This is a genomic window from Rhodococcus sp. T7 (assembly GCF_009872365.1).
Lineage (GTDB): Bacteria > Actinomycetota > Actinomycetes > Mycobacteriales > Mycobacteriaceae > Rhodococcus_F.
This window is the reverse complement of sequence record NZ_WXYH01000055.1, coordinates 37,394-51,550: the sequence shown is the minus strand read 5'-3', so window position 1 is coordinate 51,550 and position 14,157 is coordinate 37,394. Positions and strand designations below refer to the sequence as shown.

General features: G+C 69.4%; 12 protein-coding genes. 9 read left to right on the top strand and 3 right to left on the bottom strand.

The annotated features are described in order from the left end of the window. Window positions 1–95: 95 nt before the first annotated feature. Together MLGJGCBP_RS07950 and MLGJGCBP_RS07945 are read left to right on the top strand one after the other, a co-directional pair. Complete coding sequence (locus tag MLGJGCBP_RS07950) at window positions 96–4,574, top strand: AAA domain-containing protein (RefSeq protein WP_160094689.1); 4,479 nt, start codon at window positions 96–98, stop codon at window positions 4,572–4,574. A gap of 38 nt (window positions 4,575–4,612) precedes the next feature. After that, complete coding sequence (locus MLGJGCBP_RS07945) at window positions 4,613–5,257, top strand: Vgb family protein (protein ID WP_160094773.1); 645 nt, start codon at window positions 4,613–4,615, stop codon at window positions 5,255–5,257. 21 nt (window positions 5,258–5,278) lie between these two features. Here the strand turns inward: MLGJGCBP_RS07945 and paaI are convergent, their stop codons facing one another. From paaI to paaZ, 3 genes are read right to left on the bottom strand one after another with little or no spacing between them, the layout of a single operon-like run. Then, complete coding sequence (gene paaI, locus MLGJGCBP_RS07940) at window positions 5,279–5,701, bottom strand: hydroxyphenylacetyl-CoA thioesterase PaaI (protein WP_160094688.1); 423 nt, start codon at window positions 5,699–5,701, stop codon at window positions 5,279–5,281. Between the two features lie 7 nt (window positions 5,702–5,708). After that, window positions 5,709–6,026 (bottom strand): EthD family reductase, encoded by a 318-nt coding sequence (locus MLGJGCBP_RS07935; RefSeq protein ID WP_072936983.1) that lies wholly within the window; start codon window positions 6,024–6,026, stop codon window positions 5,709–5,711. Beyond that, window positions 6,023–8,062, bottom strand: a complete 2,040-nt coding sequence (gene paaZ, locus MLGJGCBP_RS07930) for a phenylacetic acid degradation bifunctional protein PaaZ (protein WP_160094687.1) — start codon at window positions 8,060–8,062, stop codon at window positions 6,023–6,025. Before paaZ ends, MLGJGCBP_RS07935 begins: the two co-directional genes overlap by 4 nt. A 159-nt stretch (window positions 8,063–8,221) precedes the next feature. On the opposite strand from paaZ, the gene MLGJGCBP_RS07925 reads away from it, so the two are divergent. The 7 genes from MLGJGCBP_RS07925 (at window position 8,222) to paaC (ending at window position 14,156) form a co-directional block, all read left to right on the top strand. Next, window positions 8,222–9,442: a thiolase family protein gene (locus MLGJGCBP_RS07925; protein ID WP_160094686.1), complete on the top strand. Its 1,221-nt coding sequence runs from the start codon at window positions 8,222–8,224 to the stop codon at window positions 9,440–9,442. Further along, window positions 9,439–10,167 (top strand): enoyl-CoA hydratase/isomerase family protein, encoded by a 729-nt coding sequence (locus MLGJGCBP_RS07920; RefSeq protein ID WP_160094685.1) that lies wholly within the window; start codon window positions 9,439–9,441, stop codon window positions 10,165–10,167. The genes MLGJGCBP_RS07925 and MLGJGCBP_RS07920 overlap by 4 nt, the downstream gene beginning before the upstream one ends. Continuing rightward, the gene (locus tag MLGJGCBP_RS07915; RefSeq protein ID WP_160094684.1) at window positions 10,164–11,018 is read left to right on the top strand and encodes a 3-hydroxyacyl-CoA dehydrogenase family protein; all 855 of its coding nucleotides are present in this window, start codon (window positions 10,164–10,166) and stop codon (window positions 11,016–11,018) included. Before MLGJGCBP_RS07920 ends, MLGJGCBP_RS07915 begins: the two co-directional genes overlap by 4 nt. Before the next feature lie 37 nt (window positions 11,019–11,055). Next, window positions 11,056–11,847 carry an enoyl-CoA hydratase-related protein gene (locus tag MLGJGCBP_RS07910; RefSeq protein WP_160094683.1) on the top strand — a complete coding sequence of 264 codons (792 nt, stop codon included), beginning with the start codon at window positions 11,056–11,058 and terminating at the stop codon, window positions 11,845–11,847. An 86-nt stretch (window positions 11,848–11,933) separates the two neighbouring features. Further along, entirely contained in the window at window positions 11,934–12,887 is a 954-nt protein-coding gene (paaA, locus tag MLGJGCBP_RS07905; protein ID WP_087559856.1) for a 1,2-phenylacetyl-CoA epoxidase subunit PaaA, read from the top strand. After that, a complete protein-coding gene (paaB, locus tag MLGJGCBP_RS07900) occupies window positions 12,884–13,189 on the top strand; it encodes a 1,2-phenylacetyl-CoA epoxidase subunit PaaB (protein WP_073362060.1) in 306 nt (101 codons plus the stop codon). Before paaA ends, paaB begins: the two co-directional genes overlap by 4 nt. A gap of 49 nt (window positions 13,190–13,238) precedes the next feature. Beyond that, on the top strand, window positions 13,239–14,156 hold the full coding sequence (paaC, locus tag MLGJGCBP_RS07895) for a 1,2-phenylacetyl-CoA epoxidase subunit PaaC (RefSeq protein WP_160094682.1): 918 nt from the start codon (window positions 13,239–13,241) through the stop codon (window positions 14,154–14,156). Window position 14,157 lies beyond the last annotated feature (1 nt).

Below are 14,157 nucleotides of genomic sequence, written 5' to 3'. Positions count from 1 at the left end.
CAGGGGACGACGCCTCGAACTTCACCCCCTCGACCCGATAGTGTGCACGGCGGGGGCAAGCGCACGTCATCACCGAGAATTCGCAGAGGTTTACATTGTCGAGTCCCGAAAACGACGCCGAGCTCGCAGGCCGCGTCCAGCGCCTGCTGCAGTTCCTGCGTGAGATCGTCCGGGCTCGCACGAAGCCGGTTCTCCGCGTCGACCAGCACGAACAGGTCGAATGGCTGCATCAGGACGGCCGGACCATCCAACTCGATCCCGACGCAGTGCAGGGTGACATCGTCCTGCGCGTGCCCCTCATCGGCGTCGAGGATCCGCCGGACCTTCCCACCGTCCTGGCCGGCTGGGTGGACGCGTCGGCCCGCGCCGACAGCTCGCGGTCCGACCTCGAGCTGAACGCGTCCGACGCGTACGCCGAGGACTCCGACGAGGAATACGACGTGCGCCGCGCGTACGACGTCCGGCAGGCGTTCGACGCCTACGTCCCGCGGTGGCAGGCGTGGGCGAAGGCGGACCGGGAGCGACGCCCGCACGCCGATCTGTACCAGTCGTTGCAGCGGATGCTGCAGGAGCTGAACGCCCGCCCCGAGTCGATCGAACTCGTGCTCGCGTCCGGACTGCTGACCCTGGCGGGTGCGGGACCGGACGACGGTGTCCAGACCCACCTGGTCACCCAGTCGACGAGCATCCACCGCGATCCGCGGACCGGCGACCTGCTGGTGCGGCTGATCGCGGGCTCCCAGCCCCGGCTCGAGGACTCCCAGTTGTTCACCGGACTGGCCGTCTACGACAGCGCGCACGCGATGCCGCTGCAGAAGCAACTGCAGGACACCGCCACGTCGCCGCTGAGCGACGGCGTCCGCGCACTGCTCGCGGAGTGGGCTCCGAAATCGCTCACCGCGTACGTGGACGTACGCGACGACGTCCGGCAACCGGCCGAAGACGCGAACGGCATCGTCACGCTGTCGCCCGCCCTGGTATTGCGCAAGCGCAGCGCGTTCGCCCTGGTCGAGTACTACGAGCAGATGATCTCCCACCTCGACGGCGACGGCGCGACCGTCCCGCTCGGGCTCGCCCAGTTGGTCGAGGCGATCGAACCGGCGGACCGGCTGTCGTGGCTCGAGCGCACCGGCGCCGCCACCTCCTCCACCCTCGCCGAAGACCCGCTCTTCCCGCTTCCGGCCAACGCCGAGCAGTCGCAGATCATCGAGCGGCTCGGCGGCGACAGCGGAGTGGTGGTCGAGGGCCCGCCCGGGACGGGCAAGACCCACACCATCGCCAACCTGGTGTCGGCGCTGCTGGCGCGCGGCCAGCGGGTGCTCGTCACGAGCGAGAAGGCGCAGGCGCTCCGTGTCCTGAGGGACAAGCTCCCACCCGAGATGCAGGAACTGTGCGTCTCGATCACCGACCTGTCCCGCGGCGGCTCGGACGAGCTCACCCGCAGTGTGGCGACCATCGCCGAACGGAAGTCGTCGTTCAACCCGCACAGCGAGGGTCAGAAGATCGCTGACCTCCGCGCCCAGCGGGACGAGGCCGTGCAGAAGCGGGCCGTCGTGCTCGAGCAGGTGAAGGCGCTGCGCGAGTCCGAGACCTACCAGCACGACGCCGTCGCCGACGGCTACGAGGGCACCGCTGCCACCATCGTCCGCAAGGTCATGGGCCTGCAGGACGCGTTCGAGTGGCTTCCCGGACCGCTGCTGACCGAGCAACCGCCCCTCACCGGCACCGAGGTCGAGACCCTGCGCCGGCTGTGCGTGACCGCATCCCCCGAGCGCGCGCAGCGTGCACGCCAGACGCTTCCCGCGCTGGATTCCCTGCTGCCGAACCGGGCCGAACTCGAACGGCTCTGCTCGCGGGCGTCGACCAGCATCCCCATCGACACCCCGCAGTCGGCGCATCTGCTCGAGGTCCTCGGCGGCGTCGAGCCCGAGACCGCCTACTCCATTCGCAGGCACTGCAAGGAACTGCAGGCGCGCGCGCACGACGTCCTCGACCTGGACGGCCAGTTCCAGGGCCTCGCCGACACTGTCCTGTCCGGCCGGGCAACCCACCTGTGGGGTCGGCTGGACGCGCTGCCCGCGATCGTCGAGGCGGCCGCCGCCGCCGACCGGTACATCGGTGCGCAGGACGTCCAGTGCGCCGTCATGACCCGACCCGCCCTGCAGGCGGTGGGTGCGCTCGCCGTCGCCCTCGAATCCGGCGCCGTCGAGTGGAAGGCCCGCTTCCGTCGCAGCGAGGAGCAGAAGGCCGTCGAGGAACTCGGCCTCGATGCCACCGTCGACGGCGTCCCTGCCACGACGGCCGCCACGGTGCGGCTGGTGACCGAGCACCTGCGCGCCCACGACGCCGCGCAGACCGCCGCCACCCTGTTGGCCGATCTGCGAATTCCGGTGGACATGAACGGGTCTCGTGCCGTTCAGGTCGACAGCCTCAACATGATCGTCGGCCGGGTGGCCCGCGTGCGCGCGCTCCTCGTCGCCCGCGACGCGCTGGCCCGTGAACTGTTCGCGCTGTCCCCGAATGCGCCGCGGATCCGCAACCTCGCGGACGCCGTCGCGGTCGCCGGAGCCGCGGAGGCCATCACCACCCGCGCCGACGTGGACAGTGCGCGTGCGGAACTCGACACCATCGTCTCGGCCGTCTCCACCGAGGTCGACGCGGGCCCGTCGCCGGAAGGTACCGCCCTGGTGGCGGCGCTCGACCAGGCCGACAACGCCGCCCTCTCGGAGGCTCTCACCCGGTACGCGATCGCCCGCGTCGAACAGCAGGATCAGCGGACCTTCGACGAACTGTCCGACCGGCTCTCACCCGTCGCCCCGGCACTGTACGACCTGGTGCGCAGGACGGCGGCGCTCACCGAGTGGGACGAGATGAGCTGGCAGATGTCGGAGGCCTGGGCGTGGCGCCGCGCCCGCCAATGGGTCACCGAACAGCACCGGGCCGGTCGTGAGCAGGAACTCGAAGCCGAACTCAATGCCGTCGACGCGGATCTCGCGCACCTCACGGCGCGGCTCGCGGCCGCGACCGCCTGGCGCGACTGCCTCGAACACCTGACGGCCGACCAGGTGCGGGCACTGCAGACGTACCGCGAGCACATCTCGAGCATCGGTGCGGGTGCCGGGAAGTACGCCGAGAAGTACCGCAGCGCAGCGCGATCCGCGATGGGGGAGGCGCAGGGCGCCGTACCCGCCTGGGTGATGCCGCTGCAGCAGGTCCTCGCGTCCATCCCGCCCGTGCCGGGCAGCTTCGACGTCGTCATCGTCGACGAGGCGAGCCAGGCCGACATCACCAACCTGTTCCTGCTCTGGCTGGCGCCGCGGGTCATCGTCGTCGGCGACGACAAGCAGTGCGCCCCCGCCGACATCCCCACCAGCGGCACCCTCGACGACGTGTTCACCCGCCTCGACGCGTACCTGCCCGACCTCCCCGAGTACGTGCAGGCGACGCTCACGCCGCGGTCGAGTCTGTTCTCGATTCTGCGCACCAGCTTCGGGCAGGTGGTCCGGCTCCGCGAGCACTTCCGCTCGATGCCCGAGATCATCAACTGGTCCAGCGCCCAGTTCTACGGCGAACTGCCGCTGGTCCCGGTGCGGCAGTTCGGCGCGGATCGGCTTCCGCCGCTGAAACATACGTACGTATCCGACGCCTTCGTGTCGGGCAAGGACGCGACGCTGGCCAACCACGTCGAGGCCGCCGCCCTCGTCGATCAGCTCATCGAATGCCTCGTCGACCCGCGCTATGACGGCAAGACGTTCGGAATCGTCGTGCTGCAGGGGCAGTCCCAGGTCGACGCCATCCGCACCGAACTCGTCAAACGCATCGGCATCGAACAGTGGGAGCAGCGGCGACTGCGCGTCGGGACACCGCCGGACTTCCAGGGCGACGAACGGAGCGTCGTCTTCCTGTCGATGGTCGTGGGACCGGAGCAGAACTTCGCACCGCTGACCGCGAACCAGTACAAGCGGCGGTTCAATGTCGCGGCGACACGGGCGCAGGATCAGCTGTGGCTGTTCCACTCCGTGACCGTCGACGAACTCAAGCGGGCGGACCTGCGCAACTCCCTGCTCAGCTACATGATGTCGACGTCACCGGCGCCGGCCGACCCGATGCCGCAGGACGTCGACCGCGACGTGCGGATCCCCCCGTTCGACAACCTCCTCGAGCAGCGGGTGTTCAACGACATCGCCGAACGCGGCTACCACGTCAATTCCCAAGTCGAGGTGAACAATCGGCGAATCGACCTCGTCGTCACCGGCGGCACCATGAGGCTCGCCGTCGAATGCGACGGCGACGCCTTCGCGACCACCCCGGAACAGCGGATCGCGGACCTCGAACGCGAGCAGGAACTCAAACGGTGCGGTTGGACGTTCTGGCGCGTCCGTGAATCGGAGTACTACCTCGACCCGAAGGCCGCGCTGTCGAGCCTGTGGGACACGCTGGACAACCTGGGCATCGCGCCGCACGCGGTCGACCACGCGATGGCCATCGAGGCCGCCGCCACCGAACGCGCCGCGCGCGACGCGGCGGCCGCCACCGAGCGCGGGAAGCATGCTGCGCCCGTGAGTACTTACTAGCCGCCGGACGTTAATAAGTACTCACGGGCCGTAGGCAAATCACGTGCGGACCCGACGGCGCCCTTTGGCTGACGCTCGTCCACGCCGGCCGAATCGCGCGCCTCACCGTCGACGGCGAAGTCGCCTCCTATCCGCTCGACACCGCCGATTGTGGACCCACGATCATCACACCTGGCCCCGACGGCGCCCTGTGGTTCACGCGATTCCGTGATCACCGGATCGGGCGGATCACGCTGGACGGCACCACTGAGTCCTTCCCGACCCCGACCGCCGGCAGCGGCCCGTTCGGCATCGTCACCGGCCCGGACGATGCCCTGTGGTTCACCGAGACCAGCGCCGACCGGATCGGGCGGATCACCACCGACGGACAGATCACCGAGTTTCCGCTACCTACGGACGGCGGATTCCCTTCCGCGATCACGTCGGGCCTGGACGACGCGCTGTGGTTCACCCTCAACCAGGCGAACGCGATCGGCCGTATCGACACCGACGGCAACGTCGCGGTGCATTCTCTGCCCACTCCCGCCGCCGGGCCCGTGGGGATCACCCGCGGAACCGACGGCGCAATCACCGAATACGACCTGCCGACACCGTCTTCGGAACCACACGGGATCGCCGTCGGACCGGACGGTGCGGTCTGGGTCGCGCTGGAGATCGGGCGAGTATGCGCTTCGCACCCGTGAGTACTTATTAACCGCGGAACGTTAATAAGTACTCACGGGCCGCAGGCATCGACTGTCGCCGCGGAACTCGGCGATGACGTCGTCGCCGCGGCGGACGGTGACGTCGTAGAGGCCGTTGCGCCCGTAGCGTGCGCGCTCGACGGCCTCGGCGACGAGGGTGTCGCCGAGGCGGGTGGATGCGAGGAACCGGATGTCGGCGCGGGCGGCGACCGCGGCAGTATCGTACCCGTTGCACGCCAGCGCGAATGCGGTGTCGGCGAGGGTGAACACGAAGCCGCCGTGGGTGATGCCGTGACCGTTGACCATGGTCTCACCCACGACCATCGACGCGACCGCGTGACCGGGGCTGAGCTCGAGGATCTGGATGCCGAGCGCCCGGGACGCGTTGTCTGCCTCGAACATCTCCCGCGCGATACGGCATTCCGCGGACGCGTCGACAGTCATGTTTCTCCTACTGGTTGTAGACGGATTCTTCTTCTTGGACGTACATGGTGACGCCGCCGGTGGCGAAGTTGCGGACGTCCTTTCCTGCCTGCTTCATCTCCTCGGACTGCAGACCGGACTTCATGGTCTCGGCGTCGGGGAAGACGAGGCTCGCGACGGCGTAGTACGGCGGCTTCCCGCCGTCGAGGGCGCTGCACTTGCCCCACGTGAAGTCGGAGAGGCCGGGGACCTTGCGTGCCAGCGGCATGTGGGTGTCGCGGTAGTAGGCGTCGAACGCGTCGGGGTCATCGGGCTGGCCGTAACAGACGGCGACCTTGAAGCTCATGCATCTTCTCCTTTGGCGACGAGGGTGAGAACGTCGTACGTTGCGACGGGGTCGCCGTCCTGGTTGACGACGACTGCATCCCAACGGACTTCACCGTAGTCCGCGCTGCTGCGCGGGGTGATGAGCTTCGCGGTGAGGGTGACGGTGAGGCTGTCGTCGGCCTTGACGGGGGCGAGGAACCGCAGGTTGTCGACGCCGAAGTTGGCGAGGACGGGACCGGGGTTGGGTTCGACGAACAGGCCGGCGGCGAGGGAGACCACCAGGTACCCGTGGGCGACGATGCCACCGAACAGCGGGTTGGCGGCGGCGGCCTCGGGGTCGGTGTGCGCGTAGAACGTGTCGCCGGTGAACTCGGCGAAGTGGTCGATGTCGGCGAGGGTGACCTGACGGGGGCCGCCGACGATGGTGTCGCCGATCCGCAACTGCGCGAGGTTCTTCCGGAACGGGTGGACGCCGTCGTCGTTGCGCTTCGAGCCGGTCACCCACTTGTTCCCGACCGCGGTGAGGATGTCGGGCGTGGCCTGGACCGCGGTGCGCTGCATGTGGTGCAGGATGCCGCGGATGCCGCCGAGTTCCTCGCCGCCGCCTGCGCGTCCGGGTCCGCCGTGGACGAGGACCGGCAGGGGCGAGCCGTGGCCGGTGGATTCCTTGGCGTCGTCGCGGTTGAGGACGAGGACGCGGCCGTGGAACGGGGCGAGGCCCAGGATGATGTCGCGGGCGAGTGCGGAGTCGCGCGTGACGAGGGAGGCGACGAGGCTGCCCTTGCCGCGGGCGGCGAGTGCGATGACCTCGTCGGTGCCGTCGTATCCAATGACGGTGCTGACCGGGCCGAAGGCCTCGATGTCGTGGGGTTCGGTGGCGTCCTTGTCGTCGGAGCGCAGCAGGATCGGCGGCAGGAACGCGCCGGTCTTCTTGTCGGCGCCGACGACCTCGAAGCTGTCCGGGTCGCCGACGACGATCTGCGCCGACTTGGTGAGTCCGCGGAGCGACTTCAGCACCTCGTCGCGCTGCTCGAGGCTGGCGAGCGCACCCATGGTGACACCCTCGGCGTCGGGGGCGCCGACCACGACGCGGGTCAGCCGGGCCTCGACCGCGGCGATGACGTCGTCCATCAGCACGGTGGGCACGAGGGCGCGCCGGATGGCGGTGCACTTCTGGCCGGCCTTCACCGTCATCTCGGTGACGAGTTGCTTGACGTACAGATCGAATTCTTCGCTGCCCGGTTCGACGTCGGCGCCGAGGATGGACGCGTTGAGCGAGTCGGCTTCGGCGTTGAAGTGGACGCCCTCAGCGACGACGTTCTGGTGTGCCCGCAGGGTGGCGGCGGTGTCGGCGGAGCCGGTGAACGCGACGGAGTCCTGACCGCCGAGGTGGTCGAGCAGCCCGCGGGCGCTCCCGGACAGCAGCTGGACGGAACCCTCGGGCAGCAGCCCGGATTCGATGATGCGACGGAACACGAGTTCGGTGAGGTACGCCGACTGGCTCGCGGGCTTCACGATCGACGGGACGCCGGCGATGAACGCGGGGGCGAGCTTCTCGAGGAAGCCCCACACCGGGAAGTTGAACGCGTTGATCTGAACGGCGACCCCGCGGCGGGACGTGTAGACGTGCTGGCCGAGGAACGTGCCCTTCTTGCCGAGCTGTTCGAACGCTCCGTCGAGGTAGACGGTGTCGTTGGGGAGTTCGCGGCGGGCCTTGCTCGCGTAGCTGAGGAGGGTGCCGAAGCCGCCGTCGATGTCGACGCCGGAGTCGCGCTTGGTGGCGCCGGTCGAGGTGGACAGGGCGTAGAACTCGTCCTTGCCTGCCATGAGTGTGAGGGCGAGCGCCTTGAGGGCGGCGGCGCGCTCGTGGAAGGTCAGCTTCGCCAGGGCCGGTCCGCCGACCTCGCGGGCGTAGGTCACCATCTCGCCGAGGTCGAGACCGGTGGCGGAGATGCGCGCCACCTCGGAGCCGTCGACCGCGCTCAGCAGCGGGGTTCCCTCGTCCGGCGCGGTGAACCAGCGTCCGGCGGCGTAGCTTTCCAGTAACTTGCTCACGACAACTCCATTTCACCGTACGTTCGGTCGGTTAATAGAATCGTCGCTCTACCCACTGGTTGTCAAGGGAGGATGTGAAGTTTCCCATCGCGACCTGCCCTTGCGTACCGACCGAAGATTCGGTTATTAATAGACGGCACCCCCGTGAAGGAGAAGACTGTGGCCGAAGTGTTTCTGGTGGACGGAGCCCGTACCCCGCAGGGTCGGTACGGCGGAGCGCTCGCAGGAGTGCGCCCCGACGACCTTGCGGGTCTCGTCGTGGCCGAGGCCGCCCGCCGGGCCGGAATCCCGGGCGACGCCGTCGACGAGGTGATCCTCGGTGCCGCCAATCAGGCCGGCGAGGACAACCGTGACGTCGCACGCATGGCCGTGCTGCTCGCGGGCCTGCCCGACAGCGTCCCCGGCTACACGGTGAACCGGCTGTGCGCGAGCGGTCTGACCGCCGTCGCGTCGGCCGCGCACACCATCCGCAGCGGCGAGGCCGACCTCGTGATCGCCGGCGGCGTCGAATCGATGACACGCGCACCCTGGGTGATGGCCAAGCCCGGCACCCCGTGGGCGCGTCCGGGGGAGGTGGCGGACACCTCGCTCGGCTGGCGTTTCACGAACCCGCGGTTCACCGCCGCCGACGCGGATGTTCCGGCCGGCGCCGGACCGGACGTCCGCAAGGTGACGTTGTCGATGGGCGAGACCGCCGAGGAGGTCGCCGCGCTCGAGGGCATCACCCGCGCCGAGAGCGACGCGTTCGCGCTGCGCAGCCAGGAGCGGGCGATCGCCGCCGTCGACGCCGGCCGGTTCGACCGCGAGATCGTCCCGGTGCCGCTGCGCGACGGCGAACTGACCGCCGACGAGACCCCGCGCCGGGGCACCACCCTGGAGAAGCTGGGCAAGCTGAAACCCGTCTTCCGCAAGGACGGCATCGTCACCGCCGGTTCGTCGTCTTCGCTGTCGGACGGCGCCGCGGCCCTCGTCGTCGCGAGCGAGGCCGCGGTGGAGCGGTACGGCCTGACCGTCCGCGGCCGCATCGTCACCAGCGCGAGCGCGGGCATCGCCCCCAACGTCATGGGTCTCGGCCCGGTCCCGGCCACCCGGAAGGCGCTGGCCCGGGCCAATTGGTCGGTGTCCGACCTCGGCGCCGCCGAACTCAACGAGGCCTTCGCCGCGCAGTCGCTCGGCGTGATCCGGCAGCTGAAGTTGGACGAGTCGATCGTCAACGCCGACGGCGGCGCCATCGCCCTCGGCCACCCGCTGGGCTGCTCGGGTGCGCGGATCCTGCTGACGCTGCTCGGCCGGATGGAACGCGAAGGCGCCCGCCGCGGCCTGGCCACGCTGTGCGTGGGCGTCGGCCAGGGCGTCGCGATGCTGATCGAGGCGCCGTGAACACGCTGAAGGTCGAGGACCGCGACGACCGCATGGTGGTCACGCTGCACCGGCCGGCGCAGCGCAACGCGATCAACGCGGAGATGATCGCCGAACTGCACCAGGTGTGCGCCGTGCTGGAGGCGACGCCCAAGCCGATGCTGCTGACCGGCGAGGGCGACCACTTCGCCGGTGGCGCCGACATCGCCGAACTGCGCGAGCGCGGCCGCGACGAGGCGTTCGCCGGCATCAACCGCACGCTGTTCGACCGCATCGCGAAACTGCCGATGCCCACCGTCGCCGCGGTCAGCGGATACGCGCTCGGCGGCGGCGCCGAACTGTCCTACGCCTGCGACCTGCGGATCGCCACCGAGACCGCGGTGTTCGGGAACCCCGAACCCGGCCTGGGCATCATGGCCGCGGCGGGCGCGAGCTACCGGCTGCCGGAACTGGTCGGCAAGTCCGTCGCCAAGCAGGTGCTGCTCGGGGGCCGGAACCTCGACGCCGACGCGGCGCTGCGGCACGGCCTGGTGATGGACGTCGTCCCCGCGGGCCAGCACGTTGCCGCCGCCGAGAAGGTGATCGACCGCATCGCCCGCTCGGCGCCGCTGGCCCTGAAGCTCACCAAGATCATCGTCGACGCACCGGGCTCGCACCCGTTCGCCGACGACATCGCCCAGGCGGTGCTGTTCGAGAGCAGTGACAAACACGACCGCATGACGGCCTTTCTGGAGAAGAAGAAATGACGAACACAGCACCGAAGAACGTCGGCGTCGTCGGCGGCGGCCGGATGGGCGCGGGCATCGCGCAGGTCTTCGCCACCCTCGGCTCCACCGTCACCATCGCCGAGAGCGGTAACCGGGAGGCGGCCCTGCAGCGGGTCTCCGACGGACTCGACCGGGCGCACGAGCGCGGCAAGCTCGGCGACGCCGACCCTGCGACGATCCTCGGACGGGTGTCGACGGTGGAGGCGCCCGACGCGCTCCCGCCCGCCCTCGATCTGGTGGTCGAGGCGGTGCCGGAACTGGTCGACCTCAAGCTCGGCGTCCTCTCATTGGTCGAGAAAACCGTGTCTCCCAACACCGTCATCGCTACCAACACGAGCTCGATCTCCATCGCCGAACTCGGTGCCGCGCTGAACGATCCGGCCCGCCTGATCGGCATGCACTTCTTCAACCCGGTCCCGGCGTCGACGCTCGTGGAGATCGTGCGGGCCCCCGCCACCGATGCCGCGGTGGTCGAGACGGTGCGCGAGTGGGTGTCCCTCCTCGGCAAGACCGAGGTGCTCGTCAACGACTCCCCGGGCTTCGCCACCAGCCGGCTCGGGGTGTGCCTCGGGCTCGAGGCCATCCGCATGCTCGAGGAGGGCGTCGCCGACGCCGAGTCCATCGACCGGGCCATGGAGCTGGGATACCGGCATCCGATGGGGCCGCTGCGGTCGACCGACCTCGTCGGCCTCGACGTCCGGCTCGCGATCGCCGAGCACCTCGCGAAGACCCTCGGCGAGCGGTTCGCCCCGCCCGCCCTGCTCCGCGAGAAGGTCGCGCGCGGCGAACTCGGCCGCAAGACCGGTCAAGGCTTCTACACCTGGTCCTGAGAGGCCACCCACCACAACCAGCAGGAGGCGCATTCTCATGAGCAGTAACGACGTGATCGGACTTTCCGTGGACGCGGGACTGGCCACCATCACCCTGAGCCGGGCGGGCGCGTCCAACGCGCTGGACCGTGCGGTGAAGGAACAGTTGCTCGCCGCGGTCGCGAAGGTGGCCGGCGACGACAGTGTGCGTGCCCTGCTGGTGACGGCGGAGGGGAAGAACTTCTGCGTCGGCCAGGACCTGGCCGAGCACGTGGCCGGACTCGAGGCCGATCCCGCGCACGCGATGGACACCGTCGCCGAGCACTACAACCCGCTGCTCCGGGCCCTGGCCGGGGTCCGGGTGCCGGTGGTCGTCGCGATCAACGGGGCGTGTGTCGGGGCGGGTCTCGGCATCGCCCTCGCCGGGGACATCCGGATCACGGGGGAGGGCGCCAAGTTCGCGACCGCGTTCACCGGCATCGCCCTGGCAGGCGACTCCGGCCTCAGTCACACGCTCGTCGAGGCGCTCGGGGCGAGCCGTGCGACGGGGCTGATGATGCTCGGCGACCGGTTCACCGCGGCGCAGGCGCTGGACTGGGGGCTGGTGCACCGGGTGGTGCCCGACGCCGAACTCGGGGACGCGTCCGCCGCCCTGGCGCGGCAGCTCGCCGACGGTCCCACGGCCGCGTATACGCAGGTCAAGTCGCTGGTCTCGGCGGCGTCCACCGGGCTGTCGGAGGCGCTCGAGCGGGAGCGAGAGGCCGCGGAGGCGCTCGGACAGTCGAAGGACCACCGTAGTGCGGTCGACGCGTTTCTGGCGAAAACCGCGCCCACCTTCGAAGGACACTGACGTAATTCGGCTCCCGCCCTTGTGTGGGCGGGGGCTGACATGCATACTTGATACCAACCGATCATTCGGTAATAGAGGTAGGACATATGACCACGTCACACGCTTCCGATGAGCTGCAAACGCTCTTCGACGACACCATCGCAGCCGACCAGAGGGTCGAGCCCCGGGACTGGATGCCCGACGGCTACCGCAAGACGCTGATCCGGCAGATCGCGCAGCACGCGCACTCGGAGATCATCGGCATGCAGCCGGAGGGCAACTGGCTCACCCGCGCGCCGTCGCTGCGTCGCAAGGCGATCCTCATGGCGAAGGTCCAGGACGAGGCCGGGCACGGCCTATACCTGTACTCGGCCGCCGAGACACTCGGAGCCGACCGCGCAGACCTCACCGAGAAGCTGATCGAGGGCAAGCAGAAGTACTCCTCGATCTTCAACTACCCGACGCTCACCTACGCCGATGTGGGCGTCATCGGCTGGCTGGTCGACGGCGCCGCGATCTGCAACCAGGTACCGTTGTGCCGCAGCTCTTTCGGGCCGTACGCCCGCGCGATGATCCGGGTCTGCAAGGAGGAGTCGTTCCACCAGCGGCAGGGCTTCGAACTGCTGATGACGATGATGCGCGGCAGCGACGCCCAGCGGGAAATGGTGCAGGAGTCGGTGAACCGGTGGTGGTGGCCGGCGCTGATGATGTTCGGACCACCGGACGACCAGTCGCCGAACTCCGAGCAGTCCATGAAGTGGCGCATCAAGCGGCACACCAACGACGAACTCCGTCAGCGGTTCGTCGACATGTCCATCCCGCAGGCCGAGGTCCTCGGCGTGACGTTCCCGGACCCGGACCTGAAGTGGAATGCCGAACGCGGCGCCCACGACTTCGGGGAACCCGACTGGAGCGAGTTCATGCAGGTGATCAAGGGCAACGGCGCCTCGAGCGTCGAGCGCGTCGCCAACCGGCGGGCAGCACACGAGAACGGGGCGTGGGTGCGGGAGGCCGCAACGGCCTTCGCCCGCCGCGAGAGCAACAAGGAGAACGCACGATGAGCACGGACGACACCGCGGTGCGCGCGGACTGGCCCCTGTACGAGGTGTTCCTGCGGGGCAAGCGCGGACTCAACCACGTCCACGTCGGATCCCTGCACGCCGCGGACGACGAGATGGCCGTCCGCCACGCGCGGGACGTCTACACCCGCCGCAACGAGGGTGTGAGCATCTGGGTGGTGCGGTCCAGTGCGATCGTGGCGTCCAGCCCGTCGGAGAAGGACCCGTTCTTCGCGCCGAGCGGCGACAAGGTGTACCGGCACCCCACGTTCTACGAGATCCCCGACAACGTTCCCCACATGTGATCCGGCCCAGACCGTTTCGCAGGCCGACGAGAATTCCGAGGATGTACCGATGACCGACCACGACAACGCCTACGACGGCCTCGTCGACGAAGACAGCCACGGCCAGTGGGCTTTCGGCACCAGCTTCGACGACCCCCTGGCCGGCGTCGACACCACGGTTCCGGGTGACGTCGACCTCGCCGCACTGGCCGGATACTGCCTGATGCTCGGCGACGACGCGCTGATCAGCTCGCAGCGGCTCGCCGAGTGGAGCACGCGCGCACCGGAACTCGAAGAAGAGGTGGCGCTCGCGAACGTCGGCCTCGACCTGCTCGGTCAGGCGCGACTGCTGCTCGCCCGGGCGGCCGCCGCGGACGCGTCGGTGGTGCCGTTCATTTCGGACACGAGCCCGATTCCCGCCGAGGACGCGCTCGCGTTCTTCCGCGACGAGAACCGGTTCCGCAACACCCGTCTCACCGAACTCGACAACGGCGACTTCGCGCAGACCGTCACGCGACTGCTGGTCTTCGCCACGTGGCGGCTGGCCCTGTTCGACCGCCTGCGCACCTCCCGCGACCCCGTTCTCGCGGCGGTCGCCGTGAAGGGCGTCAAGGAACTCACCTACCACCGCGACTACGCCGCCCGGTGGGTGGTGACGCTCGGTTGCGGTACGGCGGAGTCGAAGTCGCGCATGGAGGACGCCCTCGCCCGGGTGTGGCCGTACGTCGATGAACTCTTCACCCCGACCACCGAAGAACTCGCCCTCGCCGGCGTGGGTGTCGGCGTCGACCCGCGGGACCTTCGCGAGGAATTCGACACCGTGCTCGCTCAGGTGCTGAAGGCCGCGGAGCTCACCGCACCCACGGGCCGGACCGTCGGCACCGTCGGCGGCCGGGCCGGACGCCAGGGCCTGCACACCGAGGCCCTCGGACTGCTGCTCGCCGAGATGCAGAGCGTGGCCCGGGCCCATCCGGAAGGAGTGTGGTGAC

Bases quoted from the DNA above. Each gene is read 5' to 3' on its own strand.
- paaI (WP_160094688.1), bottom strand. From the start codon at position 5,701: ATGACTGTCGACGCGTCCGCGGAATGCCGTATCGCGCGGGAGATGTTC.
- MLGJGCBP_RS07935 (WP_072936983.1), bottom strand. From the start codon at position 6,026: ATGAGCTTCAAGGTCGCCGTCTGTTACGGCCAGCCCGATGACCCCGAC.
- MLGJGCBP_RS07915 (WP_160094684.1), top strand. From the start codon at position 10,164: ATGACGAACACAGCACCGAAGAACGTCGGCGTCGTCGGCGGCGGCCGG.
- MLGJGCBP_RS07910 (WP_160094683.1), top strand. From the start codon at position 11,056: ATGAGCAGTAACGACGTGATCGGACTTTCCGTGGACGCGGGACTGGCC.
- paaA (WP_087559856.1), top strand. From the start codon at position 11,934: ATGACCACGTCACACGCTTCCGATGAGCTGCAAACGCTCTTCGACGAC.
- paaB (WP_073362060.1), top strand. From the start codon at position 12,884: ATGAGCACGGACGACACCGCGGTGCGCGCGGACTGGCCCCTGTACGAG.
- paaC (WP_160094682.1), top strand. From the start codon at position 13,239: ATGACCGACCACGACAACGCCTACGACGGCCTCGTCGACGAAGACAGC.